27 protein-coding genes are annotated in these 24,770 nt (G+C 52.6%); 11 read left to right on the top strand and 16 right to left on the bottom strand.

The window, feature by feature from the left end; translation table 11 throughout:
- Nucleotides 1–62: 62 nt before the first annotated feature.
- The 4 genes from poxB (at nt 63) to ACH0VJ_RS17230 (ending at nt 5,374) form a co-directional block, all read left to right on the top strand.
- Nucleotides 63–1,781, top strand: coding sequence for a ubiquinone-dependent pyruvate dehydrogenase (gene poxB / locus ACH0VJ_RS17245; RefSeq protein WP_000815324.1), 1,719 nt, complete (start codon nt 63–65; stop codon nt 1,779–1,781).
- A 38-nt stretch (nt 1,782–1,819) separates the two neighbouring features.
- Nucleotides 1,820–2,821 (top strand): low-specificity L-threonine aldolase, encoded by a 1,002-nt coding sequence (gene ltaE, locus ACH0VJ_RS17240; RefSeq protein WP_000566347.1) that lies wholly within the window; start codon nt 1,820–1,822, stop codon nt 2,819–2,821.
- A gap of 10 nt (nt 2,822–2,831) precedes the next feature.
- A complete protein-coding gene (locus tag ACH0VJ_RS17235) occupies nt 2,832–4,265 on the top strand; it encodes an SDR family oxidoreductase (protein WP_000079006.1) in 1,434 nt (477 codons plus the stop codon).
- Nucleotides 4,266–4,360: 95 nt separating this feature from the next.
- Nucleotides 4,361–5,374: an NAD(P)-dependent oxidoreductase gene (locus ACH0VJ_RS17230; RefSeq protein WP_000866904.1), complete on the top strand. Its 1,014-nt coding sequence runs from the start codon at nt 4,361–4,363 to the stop codon at nt 5,372–5,374.
- Here ACH0VJ_RS17230 and ACH0VJ_RS17225 read toward each other — a convergent pair.
- Both ACH0VJ_RS17225 and ACH0VJ_RS17220 read right to left on the bottom strand, forming a co-directional pair.
- Nucleotides 5,371–6,201, bottom strand: a complete 831-nt coding sequence (locus tag ACH0VJ_RS17225; protein WP_001202288.1) for an N-acetylmuramoyl-L-alanine amidase — start codon at nt 6,199–6,201, stop codon at nt 5,371–5,373. The genes ACH0VJ_RS17230 and ACH0VJ_RS17225 overlap by 4 nt on opposite strands.
- A complete protein-coding gene (locus tag ACH0VJ_RS17220) occupies nt 6,198–6,521 on the bottom strand; it encodes a heavy metal-binding domain-containing protein (RefSeq protein WP_001160725.1) in 324 nt (107 codons plus the stop codon). Before ACH0VJ_RS17220 ends, ACH0VJ_RS17225 begins: the two co-directional genes overlap by 4 nt.
- Nucleotides 6,522–6,648: 127 nt before the next feature.
- On the opposite strand from ACH0VJ_RS17220, the gene ACH0VJ_RS17215 reads away from it, so the two are divergent.
- From ACH0VJ_RS17215 to artJ, 6 genes are all read left to right on the top strand, one after another.
- Nucleotides 6,649–7,164 carry a lipoprotein gene (locus ACH0VJ_RS17215; RefSeq protein ID WP_001270724.1) on the top strand — a complete coding sequence of 172 codons (516 nt, stop codon included), beginning with the start codon at nt 6,649–6,651 and terminating at the stop codon, nt 7,162–7,164.
- A gap of 229 nt (nt 7,165–7,393) precedes the next feature.
- Nucleotides 7,394–8,122 carry an arginine ABC transporter ATP-binding protein ArtP gene (gene artP / locus ACH0VJ_RS17210; protein WP_000027186.1) on the top strand — a complete coding sequence of 243 codons (729 nt, stop codon included), beginning with the start codon at nt 7,394–7,396 and terminating at the stop codon, nt 8,120–8,122.
- Between the two features lie 17 nt (nt 8,123–8,139).
- Nucleotides 8,140–8,871: an arginine ABC transporter substrate-binding protein ArtI gene (artI, locus tag ACH0VJ_RS17205; RefSeq protein ID WP_000756587.1), complete on the top strand. Its 732-nt coding sequence runs from the start codon at nt 8,140–8,142 to the stop codon at nt 8,869–8,871.
- 6 nt (nt 8,872–8,877) lie between these two features.
- Nucleotides 8,878–9,594: an arginine ABC transporter permease ArtQ gene (gene artQ / locus ACH0VJ_RS17200; RefSeq protein WP_001001677.1), complete on the top strand. Its 717-nt coding sequence runs from the start codon at nt 8,878–8,880 to the stop codon at nt 9,592–9,594.
- Entirely contained in the window at nt 9,594–10,262 is a 669-nt protein-coding gene (artM, locus tag ACH0VJ_RS17195) for an arginine ABC transporter permease ArtM (protein ID WP_000895396.1), read from the top strand. Before artQ ends, artM begins: the two co-directional genes overlap by 1 nt.
- Nucleotides 10,263–10,497: 235 nt before the next feature.
- Nucleotides 10,498–11,229, top strand: coding sequence for an arginine ABC transporter substrate-binding protein ArtJ (gene artJ / locus ACH0VJ_RS17190; RefSeq protein ID WP_000737538.1), 732 nt, complete (start codon nt 10,498–10,500; stop codon nt 11,227–11,229).
- Between the two features lie 217 nt (nt 11,230–11,446).
- On the opposite strand, the gene ACH0VJ_RS17185 is transcribed toward artJ, so the two are convergent.
- From ACH0VJ_RS17185 to ACH0VJ_RS17125, 13 genes are all read right to left on the bottom strand, one after another.
- Entirely contained in the window at nt 11,447–12,934 is a 1,488-nt protein-coding gene (locus ACH0VJ_RS17185; RefSeq protein WP_000644018.1) for a sulfatase, read from the bottom strand.
- Between the two features lie 9 nt (nt 12,935–12,943).
- On the bottom strand, nt 12,944–13,264 hold the full coding sequence (locus tag ACH0VJ_RS17180; protein ID WP_000655399.1) for a PTS sugar transporter subunit IIB: 321 nt from the start codon (nt 13,262–13,264) through the stop codon (nt 12,944–12,946).
- 29 nt (nt 13,265–13,293) lie between these two features.
- Nucleotides 13,294–14,637 (bottom strand): PTS sugar transporter subunit IIC, encoded by a 1,344-nt coding sequence (locus tag ACH0VJ_RS17175; protein ID WP_000399323.1) that lies wholly within the window; start codon nt 14,635–14,637, stop codon nt 13,294–13,296.
- A 294-nt stretch (nt 14,638–14,931) separates the two neighbouring features.
- Nucleotides 14,932–16,059 carry a 23S rRNA (uracil(747)-C(5))-methyltransferase RlmC gene (gene rlmC / locus ACH0VJ_RS17170; protein WP_001149789.1) on the bottom strand — a complete coding sequence of 376 codons (1,128 nt, stop codon included), beginning with the start codon at nt 16,057–16,059 and terminating at the stop codon, nt 14,932–14,934.
- A gap of 42 nt (nt 16,060–16,101) precedes the next feature.
- Nucleotides 16,102–16,575: a YbjO family protein gene (locus tag ACH0VJ_RS17165; protein WP_001668047.1), complete on the bottom strand. Its 474-nt coding sequence runs from the start codon at nt 16,573–16,575 to the stop codon at nt 16,102–16,104.
- 73 nt (nt 16,576–16,648) lie between these two features.
- A complete protein-coding gene (potI, locus tag ACH0VJ_RS17160; RefSeq protein ID WP_001061626.1) occupies nt 16,649–17,494 on the bottom strand; it encodes a putrescine ABC transporter permease PotI in 846 nt (281 codons plus the stop codon).
- The gene (gene potH / locus ACH0VJ_RS17155) at nt 17,491–18,444 is read right to left on the bottom strand and encodes a putrescine ABC transporter permease PotH (protein WP_000105453.1); all 954 of its coding nucleotides are present in this window, start codon (nt 18,442–18,444) and stop codon (nt 17,491–17,493) included. The genes potI and potH overlap by 4 nt, the downstream gene beginning before the upstream one ends.
- A gap of 9 nt (nt 18,445–18,453) precedes the next feature.
- On the bottom strand, nt 18,454–19,587 hold the full coding sequence (potG, locus tag ACH0VJ_RS17150) for a putrescine ABC transporter ATP-binding subunit PotG (protein ID WP_001000698.1): 1,134 nt from the start codon (nt 19,585–19,587) through the stop codon (nt 18,454–18,456).
- A gap of 87 nt (nt 19,588–19,674) precedes the next feature.
- Nucleotides 19,675–20,787, bottom strand: coding sequence for a spermidine/putrescine ABC transporter substrate-binding protein PotF (potF, locus tag ACH0VJ_RS17145; protein WP_000125769.1), 1,113 nt, complete (start codon nt 20,785–20,787; stop codon nt 19,675–19,677).
- Between the two features lie 348 nt (nt 20,788–21,135).
- Nucleotides 21,136–21,612: a YbjN domain-containing protein gene (locus ACH0VJ_RS17140; RefSeq protein ID WP_000624814.1), complete on the bottom strand. Its 477-nt coding sequence runs from the start codon at nt 21,610–21,612 to the stop codon at nt 21,136–21,138.
- Nucleotides 21,613–21,708: 96 nt separating this feature from the next.
- The gene (gene rimK / locus ACH0VJ_RS17135; protein ID WP_000684361.1) at nt 21,709–22,611 is read right to left on the bottom strand and encodes a 30S ribosomal protein S6--L-glutamate ligase; all 903 of its coding nucleotides are present in this window, start codon (nt 22,609–22,611) and stop codon (nt 21,709–21,711) included.
- A gap of 57 nt (nt 22,612–22,668) precedes the next feature.
- Nucleotides 22,669–23,391 (bottom strand): nitroreductase NfsA, encoded by a 723-nt coding sequence (nfsA, locus tag ACH0VJ_RS17130; RefSeq protein ID WP_079833550.1) that lies wholly within the window; start codon nt 23,389–23,391, stop codon nt 22,669–22,671.
- Entirely contained in the window at nt 23,375–23,665 is a 291-nt protein-coding gene (locus ACH0VJ_RS17125; RefSeq protein ID WP_001259128.1) for a YbjC family protein, read from the bottom strand. The genes nfsA and ACH0VJ_RS17125 overlap by 17 nt, the downstream gene beginning before the upstream one ends.
- A gap of 169 nt (nt 23,666–23,834) precedes the next feature.
- On the opposite strand from ACH0VJ_RS17125, the gene ACH0VJ_RS17120 reads away from it, so the two are divergent.
- Entirely contained in the window at nt 23,835–24,098 is a 264-nt protein-coding gene (locus ACH0VJ_RS17120; protein WP_000495513.1) for a GrxA family glutaredoxin, read from the top strand.
- Nucleotides 24,099–24,129: 31 nt separating this feature from the next.
- Here the strand turns inward: ACH0VJ_RS17120 and ACH0VJ_RS17115 are convergent, their stop codons facing one another.
- Nucleotides 24,130–24,507 carry an inner membrane protein YbjM gene (locus ACH0VJ_RS17115; RefSeq protein ID WP_000680850.1) on the bottom strand — a complete coding sequence of 126 codons (378 nt, stop codon included), beginning with the start codon at nt 24,505–24,507 and terminating at the stop codon, nt 24,130–24,132.
- Nucleotides 24,508–24,770: the final 263 nt, after the last annotated feature.

The following is a 24,770-nucleotide window of genomic DNA, read 5'->3' as shown; positions in this document are numbered from 1 at the left end:
AACGTCATCGTCATCTTCAACTAAACTTGTAACCGTTATCACATTTAAGGAGATGGAGAACCATGAAACAAACCGTTGCCGCTTTTATCGCCAAAACGCTGGAACAGGCTGGCGTAAAACGAATCTGGGGCGTCACTGGCGATTCCCTGAACGGCCTGAGCGATAGTCTTAATCGTATGGGAACCATTGAATGGATGCCAACCCGCCACGAAGAGGTCGCCGCTTTCGCCGCCGGCGCACAAGCGCAGCTTACCGGCGAGCTGGCAGTGTGCGCCGGTTCATGTGGACCGGGCAACCTGCACCTGATCAATGGCCTGTTTGATTGCCACCGTAACCACGTCCCTGTTCTGGCGATCGCCGCCCATATTCCGTCCAGTGAAATCGGCAGCGGTTATTTCCAGGAGACCCACCCGCAGGAGTTGTTCCGTGAATGCAGCCACTATTGCGAGTTGGTTTCCAGCCCGGAGCAGATCCCGCAGGTACTCGCCATCGCCATGCGCAAAGCGGTGCTAAATCGCGGCGTCTCCGTGGTCGTACTTCCGGGTGACGTGGCGCTGAAACCCGCGCCTGAAAACGCCGTCACCCATTGGTACCATGCCCCGCACCCCGTCGTCACGCCGGCGGAGGAAGAGCTGAAAAAACTGGCGCAACTGCTGCGCTACTCCAGCAATATCGCATTGATGTGCGGTAGCGGCTGCGCGGGCGCGCATGAGGAGTTGGTCGCGTTGGCGGCAAAGCTAAAAGCGCCAATCGTTCATGCCCTACGCGGCAAAGAGCACGTTGAGTACGATAATCCTTATGATGTGGGAATGACCGGCCTGATTGGCTTCTCTTCTGGCTTCCACACCATGATGAACGCCGATACGCTGATCCTGCTCGGCACCCAGTTCCCCTACCGCGCCTTTTATCCGAGCGATGCCAAAATCATTCAGATTGACATCAACCCGGGCAGTATTGGCGCGCACAGCAAAGTCGACATGGCGCTGGTGGGCGATATTAAAGCCACGCTTCGCGCCCTGCTGCCGCTGGTGGAAGAAAAAAGCAATCGTAAATTCCTCGATAAAGCTCTGGAGCACTATCGGGACGCCCGTAAGGGACTTGATGACTTAGCCAAACTCAGCGATAAAGCCATCCATCCACAATATCTGGCGCAACAAATTAGCCATTTCGCCGCTGACGACGCTATTTTTACCTGCGATGTCGGCACGCCGACCGTCTGGGCGGCCCGCTATCTAAAAATGAACGGCAAGCGCCGCCTGCTGGGCTCGTTTAACCACGGGTCAATGGCCAACGCCATGCCACAGGCGCTCGGCGCTCAGGCCACCGCGCCGGGTCGGCAGGTTATCGCGATGTGCGGTGATGGCGGCTTCAGTATGCTGATGGGCGATTTTCTCTCGGTGGTACAGATGAAGCTGCCGATAAAAATCGTCGTCTTTAATAACAGCGTGCTGGGCTTTGTGGCGATGGAAATGAAAGCCGGCGGCTACCTTACCGACGGTACCGAACTGCACGACACCAATTTCGCGCGTATCGCCGAAGCCTGCGGCATTACCGGTATTCGCGTGGAAAAAGCCGCAGACGTGGACGGTGCGCTACAGCGCGCGTTTTCCATTGACGGCCCGGTACTGGTTGACGTGGTCGTGGCAAAAGAAGAGCTGGCGATCCCGCCGCAGATCAAACTGGAACAAGCGAAAGGCTTTAGCCTGTACATGCTACGCGCCATTATTAGCGGCCGCGGCGATGAAGTGATCGAACTGGCGAAAACGAACTGGCTAAGGTAAAACAGTGCACATCACCTTTTAAAATCCAGGGATGTGCCATGATTGATTTACGCAGTGATACCGTTACCCGACCGGGCCGCGCCATGCTCGAGGCGATGATGACCGCCCCGGTCGGGGACGACGTATACGGCGATGACCCTACCGTTAACGCCCTTCAGCGCTACGCCGCCGACCTTTCCGGTAAAGAAGCGGCGCTTTTTTTACCCACCGGCACCCAGGCCAATCTGGTCGCGCTGCTTAGCCATTGTGAACGCGGCGAAGAGTATATCGTCGGTCAGGGCGCGCATAATTATCTCTATGAAGCTGGCGGCGCGGCGGTGCTCGGCAGCATTCAGCCGCAGCCCATCGACGCCGCCGCGGACGGTACGCTGCCGCTGGAGAACGTGGCGGCGAAGATTAAAGCGGATGACATCCACTTCGCGCGCACGCGCTTACTCAGTCTGGAAAATACGCATAACGGGAAAGTGCTGCCGCGCGCGTATCTGAAAGACGCCTGGACATTTACCCGCGAACGTGGACTGGCGCTGCACGTTGACGGCGCCCGAATTTTTAACGCGGTGGTTGCCTACGGCTGTGAGTTAAAAGAAATTACGCAGTATTGCGACTCTTTTACCATCTGCCTGTCAAAAGGTCTCGGAACGCCGGTCGGTTCGCTGCTGGTCGGCAACCGCGATTACATTAAACGCGCGACGCGCTGGCGTAAAATGGTCGGCGGCGGAATGCGTCAGGCCGGGATTCTGGCAGCGGCCGGACTGTATGCGCTGAAGCATAACGTGGCGCGTCTGCAAGAGGATCATGACAACGCCGCCTGGCTGGCGCAGCAGCTTCGCGAAGCGGGCGCGGAGGTCATGCGCCACGAAACGAATATGCTGTTTGTTCGCGTTGGTGAAGCACAGGCCGCCGCGCTTGGCGACTATTTACGGGAACGGAATATCCTGATTAACGCCGCGCCGATTGTGCGTCTGGTGACGCATCTGGATGTCTCTCGCGAACAGCTTACCGACGTCGTCGCCCACTGGCGCGCCTTTTTAGCCCGCTAAGGAGAGCAACGTGGCGCAACGCATTCTGGTTCTCGGCGCCAGCGGCTATATCGGCCAGCACCTGGTCTTTGCGCTAAGTCAGCAAGGGCATCAGGTGCGGGCGGCGGCGCGGCGCGTCGAACGTCTGGAAAAACAGCGCCTCGCCAACGTCAGTTGTCATAAGGTCGATCTGCACTGGCCGGAAAATTTACCCGCGCTGCTTCGCGACATTGATACCGTTTACTATCTGGTACACGGTATGGGCGAAGGCGGCGATTTTATCGCCCATGAGCGTCAGGCGGCGCTCAACGTGCGCGACGCGCTGCGCCAGACGCCGGTTAAACAACTTATTTTCCTCAGTTCACTGCAGGCACCGGCGCATGAGCAATCCGATCACCTGCGCGCCCGCCAGCTTACGGCTGACACGCTGCGCGACGCAGGCGTACCGGTGACGGAATTACGCGCCGGGATCATCGTCGGCGCAGGCTCCGCCGCCTTCGAAGTCATGCGCGACATGGTTTACAACCTGCCAATACTCACGCCGCCGCGCTGGGTGCGTTCGCGCACCACGCCCATCGCCCTGGAAAATTTACTCTACTACCTGGTTGGCTTACTGGATCACCCTGCGCACGAGCATCGTATTCTGGAAGCCGCCGGGCCGCAGGTATTAAGCTATCAGCAGCAGTTTGAACGTTTTATGGCCGTCAGCGGTAAACGGCGTCCGCTGATCCCGGTGCCTTTTCCGACCCGCTGGATTTCGGTCTGGTTTTTAAACGTCATTACCTCCGTGCCGCCGACTACCGCAAAAGCCTTAATCCAGGGGTTAAGGCACGATTTGCTGGCCGATGACGCCGCGTTAAAAAAGTTGATCCCCCAAACGCTTATCACCTTTGACGACGCCGTTCGCCGCACGCTGAAAGAAGAAGAAAAACTGGTGAACTCCAGCGACTGGGGCTACGACGCGCTGGCCTTCGCCCGCTGGCGTCCCGAATACGGCTATTTTCCAAAGCAGGCGGGCTTTACCGCGCAGACCCCGGCCAGCCTATCGGCGCTCTGGCAGGTCGTAAATCGGCTTGGTGGCAAAGAGGGCTATTTTTTCGGCAATATTTTGTGGCAGACGCGCGCCGCGATGGACCGTCTGGTGGGGCATAAACTGGCGAAAGGCCGCCCGTCGCATACTTTGCTCAAGCCTGGCGATACGGTAGATAGCTGGAAAGTGATCATTGTCGAGCCAGAAAAACAGCTCACGCTCTTGTTTGGCATGAAAGCGCCGGGTCTGGGGCGGCTTAGTTTCACGCTGCATGATAAAGGCCGCTACCGCGAAATTGACGTGCGCGCCTGGTGGCATCCACACGGAATGCCGGGCCTGATTTACTGGCTACTGATGATCCCGGCGCACCTGTTTATTTTCCGGGGAATGGCAAGGCGTATTGCCCGACTTGCAGAACAAATCACAGAAAAATGAGAAAAAGTTGCTGTATTCTTTCGTGTTTCCCATTGCATACCGACGTAATTCACGGAAGAATGCGCACGACGGTTTATTAAACACAGTGGATTGATATGAAGGTACTGGTTACCGGCGCCACCAGCGGCTTAGGTCGAAACGCGGTTGAATTTTTGCGCAATAAAGGCATCAGCGTCAGAGCGACGGGTCGCAATGAAGCGATGGGCAAGCTGCTTGAAAAAATGGGCGCGGAATTCGTCCATGCGGATTTAACCGAACTGGTCTCCTCGCAGGCCAAAGTGATGCTCGCCGGGATCGACACGTTGTGGCACTGCTCCAGCTTTACCTCGCCCTGGGGAACCCAACAAGCTTTCGATCTGGCGAATGTTCGCGCCACCCGCCGTCTGGGAGAATGGGCGGTCGCCTGGGGCGTGCGCAATTTTATTCATATCTCCTCTCCCTCACTCTATTTTGATTACCACCATCACCGTGATATCAAGGAGGATTTCCGTCCGCATCGGTTTGCCAATGAGTTCGCCCGCAGTAAAGCCGCCGGTGAAGAGGTGATTAATCTGCTGGCGCAGGCCAATCCGCAAACACGTTTTACGGTGTTGCGTCCGCAAAGCCTGTTTGGCCCGCACGATAAAGTATTTATCCCACGTCTGGCGCATATGATGCACCATTACGGTAGCGTCTTATTACCGCACGGGGGCAGCGCGCTGGTCGATATGACCTACTATGAAAATGCGATCCACGCCATGTGGCTGGCCAGCCAGCCGGGCTGCGATCATCTGCCTTCTGGCCGCGCTTATAACATCACTAACGGCGAAAACCGCACCTTACGCAGCATCGTACAAAAGTTAATTGATGAACTGACTATCGACTGCCGCATTCGCTCTGTGCCTTACCCGATGCTGGATATGATCGCCCGCAGTATGGAACGCTTCGGCAAAAAATCCGCCAAAGAGCCCCCGCTAACGCATTACGGCGTGTCAAAACTGAATTTTGATTTTACGCTCGATACGACTCGCGCGCAGGACGAGCTGGGCTACCAGCCCATCGTCACGCTGGACGAAGGCATTGAGCGCACCGCCGCCTGGCTGCGCGATCACGGAAATTTACCGCGTTAATCCTGGCCGTACTTCTCCAGTAATGCTTCGGCAATCGCCTGCGTTTCGGCATCTGCGATACCGTTCCATTGCGCCGGACGGAAGTGCATCTGGAACGCCATAATCACCCGCTGCTGCTCGCGTGCCGTCATATCGGCTTTGACTTCATAGCCATAGCGCGAGAGTAACGCAAGCACCGTTGCGGTATCGACTGGCGTATACGGCGTGCGTCCAGCCAGATAAAACGCCACACGCTGGGCGTCAGGCCAGGCGCCAATCCCCTGCGCCGCCAGCTCGCGCCACGGGAAGCGCGGGCCGGGATCGTCTTTACGCTGCGGCGCGATATCCGCATGGGCCACCACATTCTGCGGTTTGATGTTATAGCGCGCGATAATATCCTTCGCTAACGGAATCAATGCCTGAATTTGCGCGGATTCAAACGGCGCGAAAGATTTCACCCCGCCGGACATTCGCCAGCCGCGATTTTCCAGCTCAATGCCAATAGACGTATCATTGAGACGCGTGGCGCCTCGCCAGAAACTGACGCCCGCATGCCAGGCCTGATCCTGTTCCGGCACCAGTTGCCAGATGCGCGGTTTACCGCCATATAATGGCGGGGTTGCGGGAATCAGGTAATGCGAACTGACGTTGCGGCCCGTTAACGTCGCCAGCGAAACGGCAAAGTTTTCCGCCGTATAGTGAATCACCAGGACTTTAATGCGCGGATAGGCCGCCTGCGCCCGATGTCGGGTATCAAGCTGATATCCCTCTTTATCGATAATTCCTTTTTCGCTCGCGCAGCCTGTTAACAGCAACGCGAGACCAACCAGCCACAGTAGCGCTCTCATCGGCGCGTTTTCACCGCCGTTCCGCTGACGCTGACCATCAGCATACTGCCATCCTTGCCGACAGTTTCGTAATCAATATCGATGCCTACCACCGCATCGGCGCCCAACGCTTTAGCCTGCTCGCCAAGTTCCTGAAAAGCGATTTCACGCGCTTTACGCAGCTCTTTCTCATACGCGCCGGAACGTCCGCCGACGATATCCCGAATGCCGGCGAAAAAATCGCGGAAAATATTGGCGCCTAAAATGGCTTCGCCCGTCACCACACCGCAATACTCCACGATGCTTTGTCCTTCCAGCGTTGGGGTTGTTGAAAACTGCATAGTGAATCTCCCGGGTTAGCTAAGCACACGATCTCAAACGCATTATCAAGCTGATACGCTATCATTGAAAGGATATAATTGATTATCGTAGATCGGTTTTTGCTCGATCGCCTATAAGGAAATCATCATGCGCTATTCTAAACTCTCTTTGCTCATCCCGTGCGCGCTTCTGCTTAGCGCCTGTACGACCGTCACTCCCGCCTACAAAGATAATGGCCCGCGTATCGGCGCGTGTGTGGAAGGCGGCCCGGACAGCGTGGCTCAACAATTTTACGACTACCGTATTCAACACCACAGCAATGATATCGCCGCGCTTCGCCCCTACTTGAGTGATAACCTGGCGAAATTGCTGACCGACGCCAGCCGCGATACGGAGCACCGCCAGTTGATGAGCGGCGATCTGTTCTCCAGCCGCGCTACGCTGCCGGATAGCGCCAACGTCGCCAGCGCATCAACCATTCCGAACCGAGATGCGCGCAACATTCCTCTGCGGGTGGCGTTAAAACAGGGCGATCAAAGCTGGCAGGATGAAGTGCTTATGATTCACGAAGGCTCATGCTGGGTGATTGACGACGTTCGCTATCTGGGCGGAGATGTCCATGCCCCTGCCGGTACGCTGCGCCAGTCAATAGAAAACCGTTAACAGACAGTATTCCCCCGCTTTTGCACCCATAACCCCGTAAATTGTCTGGCATTCTGCCCGGGATGCCGACAATTCTTCTTACCTACTATTCCTCCTGCTATTTTGTGCTATGTTTAGGGAAGAATGTGGGATATATTTAACTTTTAACGCATAAATATTGCATAACTATTCTGCGAAAGGTACTATCTGCGGCTTCAATAGCTATCAGACTGCCTGTATACGAGTGTCAATGAGTATTCAATTAAACGGCATTAATTGCTTTTACGGCGCGCATCAGGCGCTGTTCGATATCACGCTGGATTGCCCCGAAGGCGAAACGCTGGTGTTGCTTGGCCCAAGCGGGGCGGGTAAAAGTTCGCTGCTGCGTGTACTCAATCTGCTTGAGATGCCGCGCTCCGGCACTCTGACTATCGCCGGGAACCATTTTGACTTTACGAAAACGCCGTCCGATAAGGCGATTCGTGAGCTACGTCAAAATGTCGGAATGGTCTTTCAGCAATATAATCTTTGGCCACATCTCACCGTTGTGCAGAATCTGATTGAAGCGCCCTGCCGCGTACTGGGTCTGACAAAAGATCAGGCGCTGGCGCGCGCAGAAAAGCTGCTGGAGCGTTTACGTCTGAAGCCATATAGCGATCGTTATCCGTTGCACCTTTCCGGCGGTCAGCAGCAGCGCGTCGCGATTGCCCGCGCGCTGATGATGGAGCCGCAGGTGCTGCTGTTTGATGAACCGACCGCCGCGCTGGACCCGGAAATTACCGCTCAAATCGTCAGCATTATTCATGAGCTGGCGGAAACGAACATTACTCAGGTGATCGTTACGCATGAAGTCGAAGTGGCGCGTAAGACCGCCAGTCGTGTGATTTATATGGAAAATGGTCACATCGTCGAGCACGGTGATGCGGGTTGCTTTGCCCACCCTCAGACCGAAGCGTTCAAAAACTATCTCTCTCACTAAGATTCGGGACAATGACAATGAAAAAAGTTCTGATTGCCGCGCTAATTGCAGGCTTTAGCCTTTCCGCTACAGCAGCCCAGACCATTCGTTTTGCGACCGAAGCGTCCTATCCGCCGTTCGAATCGATGGATGCTAATAACAAGATTGTCGGCTTTGACGTCGACCTGGCCAACGCGCTATGTAAAGAGATCGACGCCTCCTGTACCTTTACCAATCAGGCGTTCGACAGCCTGATCCCCAGCCTGAAATTCCGCCGCTTCGACGCTGTAATGGCGGGAATGGATATCACGCCGGAACGTGAAAAGCAGGTGCTGTTTACCACGCCATATTACGACAACTCCGCGCTGTTCGTGGGTCAGCAGGGCAAATACACCAGCGTCGATCAACTGAAAGGTAAGAAAGTCGGCGTACAGAACGGTACGACGCACCAGAAATTCATCATGGATAAGCATCCGGAAATCACCACCGTACCGTATGACAGCTATCAGAACGCGAAGCTGGATCTACAAAATGGCCGTATCGACGCTGTTTTCGGCGACACGGCGGTCGTGACCGAATGGCTGAAAGCCAATCCTAAGCTGGTGCCGGTCGGCGATAAAGTCACCGATAAAGATTATTTCGGCACCGGCCTGGGTATCGCGGTACGCCAGGGCAACACCGAGCTGCAGCAGAAATTCAATACTGCGCTGGAAAAAGTGAAGAAAGATGGGACTTACGAGACCATCTATAACAAATGGTTCCAGAAGTAATCTTTGATGAACGAATTTTTTCCTTTAGCAAGCGCCGCCGGGATGACCGTCGGCCTTGCCGTCTGCGCGCTGATCATTGGCCTCGCGTTAGCCATGTTCTTTGCCGTCTGGGAGTCCGTAAAATGGCGCCCGATTGCCTGGATAGGCTCCGCGCTGGTCACTATTTTGCGCGGCCTGCCGGAAATTCTGGTGGTGCTGTTTATCTATTTCGGCTCCTCGCAACTCCTGCTTACGCTGTCTGACGGGTTTACCCTCCATCTCGGCTTTACGCAGATCCCGGTGCAAATGGAGATTGAGAACTTTGACGTCAGTCCGTTCCTGTGCGGCGTGATTGCGTTGTCCCTGCTGTATGCGGCCTATGCGTCGCAGACGCTACGCGGCGCGCTGAAAGCCGTTCCGTCTGGTCAGTGGGAGTCGGGTCAGGCACTGGGATTATCAAAGACGGCGATTTTTTTCCGTCTGGTGATGCCGCAGATGTGGCGTCACGCCCTGCCAGGGCTGGGTAATCAGTGGCTGGTGTTGCTAAAAGATACGGCTCTGGTCAGCCTTATCAGCGTTAACGATCTGATGTTGCAGACCAAAAGTATTGCCACACGCACCCAGGAACCGTTTAACTGGTACATTATTGCGGCGGCTATTTACCTGGTCATTACGCTGATCAGTCAGTACATTCTCAAACGCATAGACCTGCGCGCAACACGTTTTGAGCGGAGGCCAGACTAATGCTTGAGTACTTACCTGAACTGCTAAAAGGGCTACACACCAGCCTGACGCTGACCGTGGCTTCTATTGCCGTCGCTTTGGTGCTGGCGTTAGTTTTTACCATTATCCTGACACTAAAAACGCCGTTCGTGGTGTGGCTGGTGCGCGGCTATATCACGTTGTTTACCGGTACGCCGTTGTTGGTGCAAATTTTCCTGATCTACTACGGACCCGGTCAATTCCCGACACTGCAAGAGTATCCGCTACTCTGGCATCTACTGTCTGAACCGTGGCTGTGCGCTCTGATCGCGTTGTCGCTAAACAGCGCCGCTTATACCACGCAGCTATTTTATGGCGCGATTCGCGCGATTCCGGAAGGTCAGTGGCAGTCCTGCGGCGCGCTGGGGATGAGTAAGAAAGATACGCTAGCGATTTTGTTGCCCTATGCGTTTAAACGCGCCCTCTCCTCCTATTCTAATGAGGTGGTACTGGTCTTCAAAAGTACCTCGCTGGCCTATACCATCACCTTGATGGAAGTCATGGGGTACAGTCAGTTGCTCTATGGTCGTACCTACGATGTGGTGGTATTTGGCGCGGCAGGCGTAATTTACCTGGTCGTCAACGGTCTATTGACGCTGATGATGCGTTTGATTGAGCGTAAAGCTCTGGCGTTTGAGCGACGCAATTAACCAGGCAGGATAAGGCATTCTCGCCGCCGTTCGACAATGGTCAGATGGCGCTGCGCTTATCAAACCTACGATGCATAATATTGAATAAATCCGACGGACAAGTGGTTAACCTGTCCGTCTTTTTTATCCATTTTAAAATATTTAATCATTTTTATTGCATACAAATTCAATTGATGGCATTGTAAATCTATGCCGCAGACACGGCGCATAATCATAAGATTACGGGAGTGACATCATGAAAAAGTTAGTTCTGGCTGCATTACTCGCCTCTTTCGCCACTGGCAGCATCGCCGCTGAAAAAATCAATTTCGGGGTTTCCGCCACCTATCCCCCGTTTGAATCCCTGGATGCGAGTAATAAAATTGTGGGCTTCGATATCGATCTGGCAACCGCATTATGCAAGCAAATGCAGGCAGAATGTACTTTTACCAATCATGCTTTCGATAGTCTTATCCCGGCGCTGAAATTCAGAAAATATGATGCCGTCATTTCCGGAATGGACATTACCCCGGAGCGCAGTAAGCAGGTCGCCTTTAGCAATCCCTATTATGCGAACTCCGCGCTGGTGATTGCCAAAAAAGACACCTATAAAACCTTTACCGATCTAAAAGGTAAGCGTATCGGTATGGAAAATGGCACCACGCATCAAAAATATCTCCAGGATAAACATCCGGAGGTCAAAACCGTGGCCTACGACAGCTACCAGAATGCGATTATCGACCTGAAAAATGGCCGTATTGACGGCGTCTTTGGCGATACCGCAGTGGTCAATGAGTGGCTGAAAACGAATCCGCAACTGGGTCCGGCAACAGAGAAAGTGACCGATCCGCAATACTTCGGTACCGGACTTGGCATCGCGGTGCGCCCGGACAATAAGGCGTTGCTGGAAAAACTGAATAATGCGCTGGCCGCCATTAAAGCGGACGGCACTTATCAGAAAATCAGCGATCAGTGGTTCCCGCAGTAAGACATATGTGATTAGCCCACCGTGTTGCGAAATGGCAGTATAAATACCTTATTCAGCCCACGGGCCGCCATCGGAAACTATCCTGGCCTGATAAGCGCAGCGCCATTGAGCATTCTACAGTTTGTCATCAGTCTCAAACGCCTGCATCAACAGGCGATTCGGACTAATACTTGCCGGGTGACGCTGACGCGTACCCGGCTTACAACATTGTTACGTTTTAGATAACATCCAGACCCAGACGGCGATACTGCTCCGCCGGAGCATCATTTTCTTTCATCAAACGGATAAGTAAGTTGATCATCCTTGCTTCGATGGCCTCATCATGAATAGGATGTTGCTGCTGCGGATCGTCTCTGAGATCAAACAAGAGATGACCAAAGCTATTCACACCTTTATATTTTTCCCTGGCCGGAATACGTAATACCTGAAGCCCTTTAGTGAATTTAAACGGAGGCGCCAGAGATAATTTTCCCAGTTCATCCACGTCATAACGCGCATTCATCTTGATCGGCATTAACGTGTAGTTCGCAATGTCATGCTCACGCCCCGGCTGCGCGGCCCGCATATAAACATAGCGTCCGTCGGTAACATTAACATGTCCGCTAAACACGCCAAACAGCGCGCCTTCCCTGACGGGTTCATCACTGGCAATGACTTTCGCCAGCGGTTGGCCCTGCATATCTGCGGGAATAGGTTGCTGAAAATAATCCAGTAGCGTTGGCGCCCAGTCAATCATCTGCACCAGCGACTGCCGTCGCGCTCCGCATACCGCGCTGCGCGGGTCCCAGATAAACAGCGGGTTATTCGCCACCTCGTTATAATAGGGCATTTGATTTTTAGCCCACCAACCGTGCTCCCCCAGCAAGAAGCCGTGATCGGTACCGACAATCAGCATCGTATCGCGCCAGAGATCGTGTTCATCCATCAGATCAAGGATACGTCCCAGATTGCGGTCGCACATGGAAACCAGGGCCCGATAACGACAGCGAATATGCGCTATCGCCTCCTCGCTTTCACTGACTTTGCCGCGCGGCCAGTCATAATGCGGGCCTTGCCACTCATCGTCATAGAGCGATAAATATTCCTCGGTGGTATAAAACGGCTCATGCGGATCGAACGTCTCAACCTGCAATAACCAGTTATCTTCGGCATGATTTTTATGGATAAAATCGCACCCGGCGTCAAAAACTTTCGTCTGGGGAAAATCGGCTTCCTGCTGGATGTATTCGCGGTTCGCCCAGTCATGACGCCATAGCCCGGAAACGCCGCCTCCGGTTTGTTTTTGTGGAACGCGCAGTACTTCCGGAATGGGCGGCTCGCCAACGCTCGCCTTCCAGTGATCGCCCTCCTGACCGCGTACTACGTCCCAGGAGCTATAGCGGTTATGGTAGTTACCGCCGCCGTCTTCCCAGTAATGCAGATGATCGCTGATAAGATGGGTGTAGATCCCCGCTTTTTTCAATAATTCCGGCATGGAATCATCAAAGGGTTCCAGCGGCCCCCACTCACGATGCAGGAAATTATAGCGCCCGGTGTGCAGTTCCCGACGGGCTGGCATACAGGGCATACTGCCGACATAACTATTGTCAAAGGTGGCGGCATGTGCCGCCAGGCGTTGAAAGTTAGGCGCTTTCGTTAGCAAATCGCCATAGGGCGGCAAATAGTTTTTATTCAGACTGTCAAACAGCAGAATAATCGCTTTCATGACTCACCCTCATTTGTTGAGCAGGTGCGGAAAATTTTTCTCTACCACATCGTAAATCTGTTTACCTATTGATTCGCCATCCATGATATTTTCAATGGGAATGAGATATTGTCCGTGTTTAGGATCGAGGCTAACAACATCAAGCAATTTTTTCGAAATCGCATAAATATCTGCCCAGTCGGTAAATCCACCGACCTCTCCCGCTGCCGTATGCTCCATATCAAAAGAGAAGTCATATTTTGCTAACGCTTTTTTAACAACAGTCTGTAACATTACGCTACTGCCTACACCATAACCGCATACGAATAAAATATTTACAGAATCTTTCATAATAAAATCCTTTATATAAACCGAATCAATTAAATGGAATAAGGACCAAGATGGAACGTTGAAGCAATAAATTTCAGTAATTCACAAATTGCAGGCCACAGAGTCGCCCAGTCAAATATTCCCGTCCAGCCCACACCTTCTTTTGCCAGCCCGGTTAAAGGAATGGCCCATACCGTACCGAAAGTCTGAATAATCCCTAACAGGAAAGTACAAATAATAACGGAACGATATCCCCCCATTCGGTTGGCTAATACGCCGATGGGACCGCCGGAAAAGAAGAGCGGAACAAAACCAGGCAGTACCATAATAGGGCTATGGATGAGCAGCAGAATGCCCATGGAAAAAATCGTGCCGAAAGTACAAAAGACGAATCCCAGCGTGGCCGCGTTAGGCGAAAAAGGTAATAAAGCAGCAACATCCACAGCCGGTATGGCGTTAGGAATAAAGCGATCCTGCCATCCTTTAAACGAACCGTTAATTTCACCAACCATCATCCGCACGCCCTGCAGCAAGATGACCATATACATAGAGAATTGCAGGCCCAGATTGATGATATAGATATACCAGGGTTTGCCTTTCGCCATTAACTGTACGTTATCGATCCCTGTCGCCAATAGAAAACCGCCAACGAAGAGCGTCATCACAATGGCGATTGCCGTCACGTTGTGGTTAAAAATGGCTAACCAACCGGGAAGTTTCAGGTTTTCGGCGTCATGCTTTTCCGGATCGCCGAATTTATGCGCGAATTTCGAGAAAAACCACAGTCCCAGCATCTGGTTATGCGCAATGGTAAAACCGGCGTTATTGGTCACTTTGGCGATGGGTTTAACAATAAGTGTAGTTGAAAACGCCCAAAAGACCCCGGTCAATACCCCGGCAATTACAATGGATTGTACCCAACCGAACCCCAGCCAGAAGACGATTAACCACAGTACTGCCTGTGAATGAGAGACCCCGGTATTACCGGTAAGAAATATACCTTTTGCGCCGGTATAACGGCCAAATAAAACTAATAACAGGTTAGTAAAAAACGCCAATACAAAAACGTATCCTACATAGCCGAAATTATCGCCCAGCGCTATTTGCGTCGCGGCTTTCATGGCATATGAATCCATTAAGTATCCATGCACGCCATAAGCCTTGCTGACTGCCTCTGCAACCGGTTTAAAAGTGGCTGAAAATTGAAAGCCGCCAAATAACACCATCATCAAACCGACCATCGCGCTGATCATACCGGTGATAATTTTTATAGGCGTCTTTTTATCCAGCGCATAGCCAACACCGACTAATATCCCAATTAATATTGCCGGTTCAGTTAAAAACGTTTGAATAACATCTATAAATTTGGCAAACATCGTCTGAACGCCCTCCATAAGCGTGCCTATTCGTTGTCATGATTGACCCCTTTACTGACGTTACGTATTGCTTCGCTGATGCTATTGAAAGTTACCCGATAAACCACCTTGTCTAATTTTGCCTTACACGCACTGTAATAATCAAAATTAGTCATTAAAAGATTTAAAGTGATTATTTGTGATTTGATTTGCAAAAATAGAGTAGTATATAACCATGATCGATCGGAGTTTTTTATCGATCGATCATGGTTATTATTATTTATGGATAATTAGATAGTTAATATAGATATTTTGTATGTCTGGCTTTTGGCGCTACAGCCTGCAAAGCAGTGTTAACACTTCATAATGCGCGGTATGCGGGAACATATCGAAAAGCTGAACACGTTGAATACGGTAGTTCGGCAGATGGCGAATATCCTGCGCCATCGTCTGCGCGTTACAGCTCGAATAAATGATAAAACGCGGCGCCATTTGTGCAAGGTAATCGCACAACGGCTTGCCAATGCCGCGGCGGGGAGGATTCACCAACACCAGATCGGGCGTTTCGCCTTGTGCGGTGGCGAATTGGGTGGAATCCAGCGCCTGGAAATGAAGGCGGGTCAATCCCAGCTCGGCAGCGGATTGCTTCGCGCAGGCAATCGCCTCCGGCGCGATCTCAATACCGGTTAATTGCATCTGCGGCGTCGCGCAGTGCAGGCCGAATCCGCCCACTCCGCAAAAAAGATCCCACATATGGCGTACCGGCAGTTGCCCTACCCAGTCGCGCGCCGTCGCATATAATCGGCTGGCGACCGTAGGGTTGGTCTGAAAGAAACTTTGCGGACGAATCCACAGCGGCACATCGTTAAAACGTTCCGCCAGCGCCTGCTGATCCGTCAGGTAGATTTCCGTCTCCCCTTCCATAATCGCCATATGTACCGGCTGGATATTTGCGGTGATCACTCTGAGCTGCGGCAGTTGCGCACGCAGCCACGGTAACGCCGCGCGCAGTTGCGTAAGTTTGGTTTCTGAACGCAACACGAAGCGTAGCATCATACCGCCATCGAACTGACTTTCCGTCAGCAACAGGTATTTCAGTTCGCCACGTTTTCGCGCCACGTTATAAGGCGTGAGTCCGGCCCGGGCAATAAAAGGTTTTAGCGCGCTGAATACGGGGGCAAAGGAGGCGGGATACAGCGGGCAGCCGCAAAGATCGACCGGCGTACCGTCGCGATGCAGCATCCCGAAGAGCGGTTTTTCTACACTACCGCTCACGACCATTTTCGCTTTGTTGCGGAAATGCTGTTCCGGGCCGCTAATCGGCGCGCACCACTGTTCAACAGGCAGCCCGGCCAGCAAACGATGTAAATCGGCTGTTTTTGCGGAAAGTTGTTCGTTAACCGACTGCGTAATCCATTGACAGGAACGGCAGCGACCCGCGTCATAGAGTGCGCACTGCATACCAAAAAACCTTCATATTATCCGGGGCGACGATTATACACATTATTGCAGCCGGAAGAACCGACGGCTGGGAGCGGGAATAAACAGCAGAAACAGAATTAAAAGATCGGGGAGTTTTTGCATGACCAGGGAATGCAGGATATCACGCTTCGATTCTCCCGCGATGCTAAACAACTCCGGATACCCGTAGCCTAACGACGCCGCCCACAGATACCCACTTACAATAATTTGTGTCGCCAGGTACACCCAGCGCGCCCAGCTACGGCCTTTCACCAGCGAAAACGCACAATAAATTTCAATAAAGACCAGCACTAAGCTGGCCAGAAAGACCAGGGTTAAGCTCCACGTCTGCACGCTGCGATGAATAAACTCGCCCATCCCGCGTATGCCGAGGGTATTCATAATCATCAGCACATCGAGACCGCGAATCAAAATAATCGCCATAGCCGCAACCTGCACCAGCGTAGGCACATTTAAACGGGCATGTGATGAGGTTGATTGCTTTATAAATCCCAATGAATGTCTTCCCTGAAAATGATGCCGCGACTCGCGCGGCAACGCATTGCCATAGTGGAAGATTTTAGTGGCTTCAGCCGCGTCTTGCACGCTGGATATCGCGAATCCGCTGTTTTTCCGCTCGCGCCATCAGGTACCAGGCAATAAATCCGATGATTCCTACCACGCCGAGGATTAACGTCGCCAGCGCGTTGATTTCCGGGTTCACACCCATGCGCACGCTGGAGAAAACCAGCATCGGTAGCGTGGTGGCGCCGGGACCGGAAACAAAGCTGGCAATCACCAGATCGTCAAGAGAGAGCGTAAAGGCCAACAGCCAGCCCGAGATCACTGCTGGCATGATCATCGGTAACGTAATGACAAAAAAGACTTTCAACGGCGGCGCGCCAAGATCCATCGCCGCCTCTTCAATCGAACGATCCAGTTCGCGTAATCGCGAAGCGATCACCACTGCCACGTAGGCGGTACAGAACGTGACGTGCGCCAACCAGATGGTCAGCATCCCGCGATCGGAGGGCCAGTCGATAGCATGACCGAGCGCGACAAACAGCAGCAGCAGCGACAGCCCGGTAATCACATCCGGCATCACCAGCGGCGCGGTGATCATAAACGCAAAGCCGTTTGCGCCGCGAAATCGTCCAAATCGCACCATCACCACCGCGGCGATAGTACCGAGCACCACCGCCATCGTCGCCGCGCAGGCGGCAATTGTCAGGCTTAGTCCCACTGCGCTCATCATGGCGGTATCCCGAAAGAGCTCGCCATACCAGCGCGTCGACCATCCCGCCCACACCGTCACCAGCTTCGAACTGTTAAACGAGTAAATCACCAACATTAACATCGGCGCATAGAGAAAAGTAAACCCCAGCACCAGAATCAGAATGCGCCAGGGCGAGCGAACGACCGGTAAGTTATTCATCCGTGCTCCCCCACACTTTTTTGCTGATGTTTATGGAACCACATGATCGGTACTATCAGCAGCAGCAACATAATAATGGCGACCGCAGAAGCAACCGGCCAGTCGCGGTTATTGAAAAACTCCTGCCACAGGACGCGACCAATCATGATACTGTCCGGCCCGCCAAGCAGTTCCGGGATCACGAACTCGCCCACCGCCGGGATAAAAACCAGCATCGAGCCGGCGATGATTCCGCCTTTGGTGAGCGGGACAATGATGCTAAAAAATGTTTTCAGCGGTCGGGCGCCGAGATCCAGCGACGCTTCCACCAGCGAATAATCAATGCGCGTCAATGCGGTATAAATGGGCAGTACCATAAACGGCAGATAAGCATAAACAATGCCGATATAGACGGCCAGGTTAGTGTGCAGGATCGTCAGCGGCTGATCGATAACCCCTAGCCACAGCAACACATTGTTCAGCACACCGTTGTTTTTCAAAATGCCCATCCAGGCATAGACGCGTATTAAAAAAGACGTCCACGAGGGCAGAATCACCAACAGCAGCAGGATATTGCGCGTGGAGGGCTTGCTGTGCGCCACCGCCCACGCCAGCGGGTAGCCCAACAGCAGGCAGCAGATTGTGGAAATACCGGCAATTTGTAACGATTGCAGATAGGCTTCGAAATAGAGCGGATCGTCGGTCAGTTGCAAAAAATTGCCGAGGTTGAGCGTAATCGACAACTGACCGTCAGCCCATTCCAGCAGATCGGTATACGGCGGGATCGCCCGCGCCATTTCCGCCAGGCTTATCTTAAAGACGATAAGAAACGGCAGTAAAAACAGCAGAATGAGCCAAATATAGGGCAAAGCAATAACCAGCTTACGCCCATGTTTCATTTGCATTCGCGCCAACCATAGCGCCGCGCCGCCAGGTTTACTGATGCGTGCCGGAGGTTCAAGTGTGCTCATGTTTCCCCCTTATACCGTCAGGACCACGCAGCTATCCGCTTCCCAGCACAAACGCACTTCATCGCCCCAGGTCGGTAACCCTTTCCGGTAACGGTGCGCATTCTGCAGTTGAGCGCTGATCATCTGCCCGCTTTTTAGCCGCACATGATAAATAGACAGATCGCCGAGATACGCAATATGCGCCACTTCGCCGACGGCGAAATTATAGCCATCGGCAGGCGGCGACTCACACAGCATGATTTTTTCCGGACGTAGCGCCACATATACCGGCACATTATCAACGACAGAGGCATCTGCATCGACTTTTAACGGATGAACCAAACCGGGCGCGTCAATGACCAGACCGTCCTCCTCACGCGCTTTCAGTAAGCCCTCAAAAACATTTACCGATCCGATAAATTCGGCGCTATAGCGGGTCGTCGGATGCTCGTAAATCTCCTCCGGTTCGCCAATTTGCACAAATTTTCCACGGTTCATGATGGCAATGCGCCCCGCCATCGTCATCGCTTCTTCCTGATCGTGCGTCACCATGACGCAGGTCACGCCGACGCGCTCAAGGATATCCACCACTTCAAGCTGCATCCGGTCGCGTAATTTTTTATCCAGCGCGCCCATCGGTTCATCCAACAAGAGCAGCTTAGGACGTTTCGCCAGGCTGCGCGCCAGGGCCACGCGCTGGCGCTGACCGCCGGAAAGCTGATGCGGCTTACGTTTTGCAAACTCCTGCATGTGCACCAGACCCAGCATCTCATTGACGCGGCTGGTAATCTCCGCCTTCGGCAGTTTGTCCTGCTTCAGACCAAAAGCGATGTTCTGCTCTACCGTCATATGCGGAAACAACGCATAGGACTGAAACATCATATTAATCGGACGCTGATACGGCGGAACATGCGCCAGATCGACGCCGTCGAGCATAATTTGCCCGCTGCTCGGCGGTTCAAAACCTGCCAGCATCCGTAGCAGAGTCGATTTTCCACAACCTGACGCGCCCAGCAGGGCAAAAATCTCGCCTTTATAGATAGTCAGACTGACATCATCGACAGCATGTTGCCCGTCGAATGACTTCGTCAGGTTGCGAATTTCCAGAAGCGGCGTCAGCGCTTTACGGGTTTTCACCTGCGGGCGGTGGGGGACATCATTCATAAGGCGCTCTCCGGCATAACACAATCAAACGATACAAACGGTGGAATGCCCGATAGCGCACGCTTATCAGGCCATACCGTTAATAAATTACTTACCGCTTTTCACCTTCGTCCATGCGCGGGTGCGGACGCGATCAATCTTCGGCTCCTGCACTTTCAGGGTAAACAACTTGGCCCGCACATCCGCCGGCGGATAAATTCCCGGGTTATCGCGCACCTGCTGGCTGACCAGCGCCGTCGCCTCTTTATTCGCATTGGCGTAGAAAACGTGATCGGAAATATGGGCAATCACATCAGGGCGCAGCAGATAATTAAGGAACTGGTAGGCCTCGTCTTTATTTTTGGCGTCAGCCGGCATGGCAAACACATCAAAAAACGCCATTGCCCCCTCTTTGGGGATCGAGAAAGAGATATTGACGCCATTTTTCGCCTCTTTCGCCCGGTTAGCGGCCTGCCAGACATCGCCCGCCCAGCCGATGGCCACACAGGTATCGCCATTAGCCAGATCGTTAATGTATTGCGAGGAGTGGAAATAGCGAATGTTTGGCCGTAGCTTCAACAATAGATCGGTTGCCGGACCGGTGTAATCATCCGCTTTGCTGCTATTCGGATCTTTACCCAGATAGTTCAGCACGGTGGCAAAAATTTCTTCAGGCGCATCAAGGAAAGAGACACCGCAGCTTTTTAGCTTCTCCAGATTTTCCGGCTTGAGGACTAAATCCCAGCTATTCACTGGCGCATCATCCCCCAGCACCGCTTTCACTTTATCAACGTTATAGCCAATGCCCGTCGTGGCCCACATATAGGGCATGGCGTATTTGTTGTCAGGATCGTGCTTCGCTACCAGTTTCAGCAGTTCAGGATCGAGGTTTTTCCAGCCGGGAAGTTTGCTTTTATCCAGCGGCTGAAAAACGCCCGCGGTGAGCTGGCGCTCAAGAAAACTGGCCGATGGCACCACCAGATCGAACCCGGTGCTGCCTGCCATTAACTTGCCTTCCAGCACTTCGTTAGAGTCAAAGACATCATAGATAACGTTAATCCCGGTCTCTTTTTCAAAGTTCGCCACCGTGTCCGGCGCGATATAATCTGACCAGTTATAAATGTGCAGCGTTTTTTGTTCGGCAGCGAGCGTGCCGACAGAGACGACCATCAGAGCACCCGCAACCAGACCCGATAGCCATTTTTTCTTTAAGGCGGTCATCATCGCTTTCCTTCTGAAATCCGTTAACAAATGAACCCATTAGGCGTGGTTTAAAACATGCCTGAAATGTGCATACCTTTTCATTTGATACAAATGAAGAAGAGAGGTCGCCCTCCCTGCCATCAAGCTCGCTATAGAAGCTTCGCAAGAATAACTTTAGCTAAGGTTTGAGGCTATAGCCCAGATTAAAAAACGCCTTTTATCAATTTTTTATGCAGGTTTTGTCTATGTGATAAAGCGAAATGGTCAGAAAGGAGGTGAATAATTCTTTAAATAAAGGTTAATAGCAGCATAAAAAAGTGTAAACAGCAGCCGCGCTGGCAGCGACTGCCTGATTATCGGAAGGGATTAGTGAAGAAAATGGTCAACTGCGCTGGTTTTTTGCGCGTCTTCTTCCGCGTTAAACAGAAGCTGATGCGCCCCGGCCTCAAGGATCACCATAGAAATCTGCTCTTCACTTTGGCGAACAAACCATTCGAACTGTTCGTAGGTGACGCCTTGCATAACGGATAAAGACTGGCACACAACCAGTTTTGGCAGATTATCATCCTGCATATCGAGAAAGGCTTTTACCGTCAACGAACTGGCGTTGATAGCAGAGAGATCGGCCGCCAGCGGCAGCAACGCGGAAGGCCTGACCTCCGCCATCGCGGAAAAAAGAACGGTGTTGTCCACCAAATCGATTTTAGCATCGTAGACGCCGTCAAAATTCTGCATATGCGGCAAATGCAGCGCCTGGCAGGTATCACATTCGAAGAAATTCATGCCCAGGTCGTCGAGCCATTGACGCAACGTATCCAGAGTGGGAACGACCAGTGATATCATAATAATGTGCTACCTCTTACGATGACGATGAAAAAATTACCGGCACAGCTTACGCAAAAAGCGTGCTTCGTACTACGGCGGAATCCACGATTGCGATTAGCCGCCGATTTTAAGGCAAAATTCAGGCGTAGCGTGACGTTCTATCCACTGAATCATTCGCCCCGCGATATCCACGCCCGTAGTCTTTTCGATACCTTCCAGTCCCGGCGAGGCATTCACCTCCATCACCAGCGGCCCGCGCGCGGCGCGTAAAATATCGACACCCGCCACATCCAGCCCCAGCGTCTGTGCGGCTTTGATGGCGATATCCCGTTCACGGGGCGTGATCGTCGCGATGCTGGCCACCCCTCCACGATGAAGATTGGAGCGAAAATCACCGGCTTTCGCGCACCGCTCAATCGCCGCCACAACCTCATTGCCGACGACCAGACAACGAATATCGCATCCTTTAGCTTCGGCAATGTATTCCTGAACCAGGATATGGGCATTCAGCCCCCGAAACGCATCAATAACGCTTTCAGCAGCCTGACGCGTCTCCGCCAATACCACGCCGATCCCTTGCGTGCCTTCTACCAGCTTCACGACCAGCGGCGCCCCGCCAACCATCTTAATAAGATCGCTGGTATCATCCGGCGAATGGGCGATCCCGGTAATGGGAAGATCGATCCCCTGGCGCGCCAGAAGTTGTAGCGATCGCAGCTTATCGCGCGCGCGGGTAATGGCGACGGATTCATTCAGCGGATAGCTACCCAATAGCTCAAACTGACGTAGCGCAGCGGTACCATAAAAGGTAATGGCCGAACCAATACGGGGAATAACGGCGTCAAAATGGGGCAGACGACGCCCCTTGTAATGGATCGACGACGCTGCCGGATTAATATTCATATAGCAGGAAAGAGGATCGAGTATCTCGACCAGATGGCCGCGCCGCATCGCCGCTTCGCGCAGACGTTTGCAAGAATAGAGCGTTCCATCCCTGGACAATATGGCAATTTTCACCCTGCACCTCGCTGAAAACCCTGAAAAGCCCGCGTATCATACACTGGCCCGCAGGTTTTAGCGCGTCGCCCAGCCCTGTTTATGCAAATATTCAAGGATAAATGGGCGATTTTCTTTAATCAGGGTGCGACGGATATGATCGCTCCAGGTATCGCGTCGCGTATTACTGCCGCGGGTCAGATAATACTCAGCCAACTGCTCGTCATAGCGCGCCAGCAGCTTTTCATCAAGCGGTTGATACTGGTTCTCATGAACCACAAGCTCGGCAGGCAGGCGCGGTTTTAGATCCGGATTATCCGCAGGCCATCCCAAACACAGGCCAAAGAGCGGCAATACATGCTTCGGCAATTTTAACAGTTCTGTAACAGATTCAATATTGTTACGGATGCCGCCGATATATACGCCGCCTAACCCCAGTGATTCCGCCGCCGTCAGCGCATTTTGCCCCATCATCGCCGTATCGACGACACCGAGCAGCAGTTGTTCGGCAAGCCCCAACTGCGCGTCAGGACAGATCTGCAAATGACGATTAAAATCGGCGCAAAATACCCAGAACTCAGCGGCCTGCGCCACATGCTTTTGCCCGCCCGTCAGGGGCACTAACGCCTCGCGCAGCGCCCGATCGGTAATACGGATAATAGAGCTGCACTGTAAAAAACTGGAACTGGACGTGCTGCGCGCGGCGGCAATAATGGCCTCTCGCTGCGCGTCAGTCACGGGTTCATCGGTGAAATGGCGAATAGAAGGATGGCCACAAAGAAGTTCAATGGTCGGACTCATTATGCTTTTCTCTATCTGAACGGGAAGAAATGTCGGGTGGACGTTTCATCAACTGCGGCGCCAGTAACTGCGCAATACGCCACATCATCGCCACCGCGGCGGGGAGGATCAACACGACGCCGAGGAAAACCATCAATACGCCAGCCAGCGGCGTATTGAACGGCGCGGGCAGCGTAAGGTAATGATTAAGCGATAGCAGAGCAAGCGCCAGCAAAATCATACCGAGGCATTCCAGTATCAGTATGCTTTTGGGTAACACGCCAATCGTGCGCATATCAAGCCTCCCGGTTAACTGACGCACAGTGTAGAACGTTCTGGTCCGGCGTGCTTAACAGATATAGCCCTGGGTTATCAAAGGAACAGGCGTAACCTGCTTTTCATCTGCCGTAAATCGCGGCATGATAACACCTGTTCGCCGTCTGGCTTTATGTTCGAGGAGAGATATGTTTACTGTTATTTTTGGCCGCCCAGGGTGCCCTTATTGCGTGCGTGCAAAAGAGTTGGCGGAAAAACTGAGCAAAGAACGCGACGATTTCAACTACCGCTATATTGATATCCATGCTGAAGGCATTACTAAAGCGGATTTGGAAAAAACCGTAGGTAAACCTGTAGAAACCGTACCGCAGATTTTTGTCGATCAAAAACATATCGGCGGCTGTACGGATTTTGAAGCATGGGCAAAAGAAAATCTGAATCTTTTCGCCTGATTGCTCTGGCAACGCCCTCTGACGGAGGGCGCTATCGGCGTTTTTTTCGCCGGTGGCTAAACAGGCTGCTAATAAACAAATAACAGAGCGCGCCTAACGCACACCAGAATACGGCGCTAAATAACCACGCCAGTTCTTGCCAAAACGATCGGGTAGGCATAAATACCACGCGCATTAACACCAGGCAAAACGGCGCCGCCAGCATCGCCCCGATCAGCGGTCGGATCACCTCGCGCCGGTGAGAACAAAAACTGGCCACCGCACCAGGCAACGTAAAAAATAACAGTCCAATCTCAGGATGCCCTGCCGCGCGAAAAGCGCCTTGTACATGCATAGTTAATGAAAGACACACCACAATAAAGAGTACAAAGCAGCAGACAACGCTTGCCCACCCGTGTTTATGTTTCAATCGTTCCTCCTGACACTCTCTATCGAACACGCTTTCCGCCGTGAGGCATCCAGTCAGATAAAGTCATGTGGCATTCCATGCCAAAAACACACCTGCACGATTCTTATAGCCGTTAGTACGCAATAAGATTAAACTAGCAGGATATATTGTTGTGTTGTTTTTATTTGGATGCTGTATGCAATACGATTGCACCCTTAATTCATGATAAAAACAGTAGCGTAAATTACCATTTCTTTCAACAGCTTACTCGTAAACAAGAAGTT

Origin of the sequence: Salmonella sp. 2020_1459 (assembly GCF_043847915.1) — a bacterium.
GTDB lineage: Bacteria > Pseudomonadota > Gammaproteobacteria > Enterobacterales > Enterobacteriaceae > Salmonella > Salmonella enterica.
The sequence above is the reverse complement of the archived record's forward strand: the minus strand, read 5'-3'. Positions and strand labels throughout refer to the sequence as shown.

Coding starts and splice junctions, on each gene's coding strand:
- poxB (WP_000815324.1), top strand. CDS start 63: ATGAAACAAACCGTTGCCGCTTTTATCGCCAAAACGCTGGAACAGGCT.
- ltaE (WP_000566347.1), top strand. CDS start 1,820: ATGATTGATTTACGCAGTGATACCGTTACCCGACCGGGCCGCGCCATG.
- ACH0VJ_RS17230 (WP_000866904.1), top strand. CDS start 4,361: ATGAAGGTACTGGTTACCGGCGCCACCAGCGGCTTAGGTCGAAACGCG.
- ACH0VJ_RS17225 (WP_001202288.1), bottom strand. CDS start 6,201: ATGAGAGCGCTACTGTGGCTGGTTGGTCTCGCGTTGCTGTTAACAGGC.
- ACH0VJ_RS17220 (WP_001160725.1), bottom strand. CDS start 6,521: ATGCAGTTTTCAACAACCCCAACGCTGGAAGGACAAAGCATCGTGGAG.
- ACH0VJ_RS17215 (WP_001270724.1), top strand. CDS start 6,649: ATGCGCTATTCTAAACTCTCTTTGCTCATCCCGTGCGCGCTTCTGCTT.
- artP (WP_000027186.1), top strand. CDS start 7,394: ATGAGTATTCAATTAAACGGCATTAATTGCTTTTACGGCGCGCATCAG.
- artI (WP_000756587.1), top strand. CDS start 8,140: ATGAAAAAAGTTCTGATTGCCGCGCTAATTGCAGGCTTTAGCCTTTCC.
- artQ (WP_001001677.1), top strand. CDS start 8,878: ATGAACGAATTTTTTCCTTTAGCAAGCGCCGCCGGGATGACCGTCGGC.
- artM (WP_000895396.1), top strand. CDS start 9,594: ATGCTTGAGTACTTACCTGAACTGCTAAAAGGGCTACACACCAGCCTG.
- artJ (WP_000737538.1), top strand. CDS start 10,498: ATGAAAAAGTTAGTTCTGGCTGCATTACTCGCCTCTTTCGCCACTGGC.
- ACH0VJ_RS17185 (WP_000644018.1), bottom strand. CDS start 12,934: ATGAAAGCGATTATTCTGCTGTTTGACAGTCTGAATAAAAACTATTTG.
- ACH0VJ_RS17180 (WP_000655399.1), bottom strand. CDS start 13,264: ATGAAAGATTCTGTAAATATTTTATTCGTATGCGGTTATGGTGTAGGC.
- ACH0VJ_RS17175 (WP_000399323.1), bottom strand. CDS start 14,637: ATGGAGGGCGTTCAGACGATGTTTGCCAAATTTATAGATGTTATTCAA.
- rlmC (WP_001149789.1), bottom strand. CDS start 16,059: ATGCAGTGCGCACTCTATGACGCGGGTCGCTGCCGTTCCTGTCAATGG.
- potI (WP_001061626.1), bottom strand. CDS start 17,494: ATGAATAACTTACCGGTCGTTCGCTCGCCCTGGCGCATTCTGATTCTG.
- potH (WP_000105453.1), bottom strand. CDS start 18,444: ATGAGCACACTTGAACCTCCGGCACGCATCAGTAAACCTGGCGGCGCG.
- potG (WP_001000698.1), bottom strand. CDS start 19,587: ATGAATGATGTCCCCCACCGCCCGCAGGTGAAAACCCGTAAAGCGCTG.
- potF (WP_000125769.1), bottom strand. CDS start 20,787: ATGACCGCCTTAAAGAAAAAATGGCTATCGGGTCTGGTTGCGGGTGCT.
- ACH0VJ_RS17140 (WP_000624814.1), bottom strand. CDS start 21,612: ATGATATCACTGGTCGTTCCCACTCTGGATACGTTGCGTCAATGGCTC.
- nfsA (WP_079833550.1), bottom strand. CDS start 23,391: ATGAGTCCGACCATTGAACTTCTTTGTGGCCATCCTTCTATTCGCCAT.
- ACH0VJ_RS17125 (WP_001259128.1), bottom strand. CDS start 23,665: ATGCGCACGATTGGCGTGTTACCCAAAAGCATACTGATACTGGAATGC.
- ACH0VJ_RS17120 (WP_000495513.1), top strand. CDS start 23,835: ATGTTTACTGTTATTTTTGGCCGCCCAGGGTGCCCTTATTGCGTGCGT.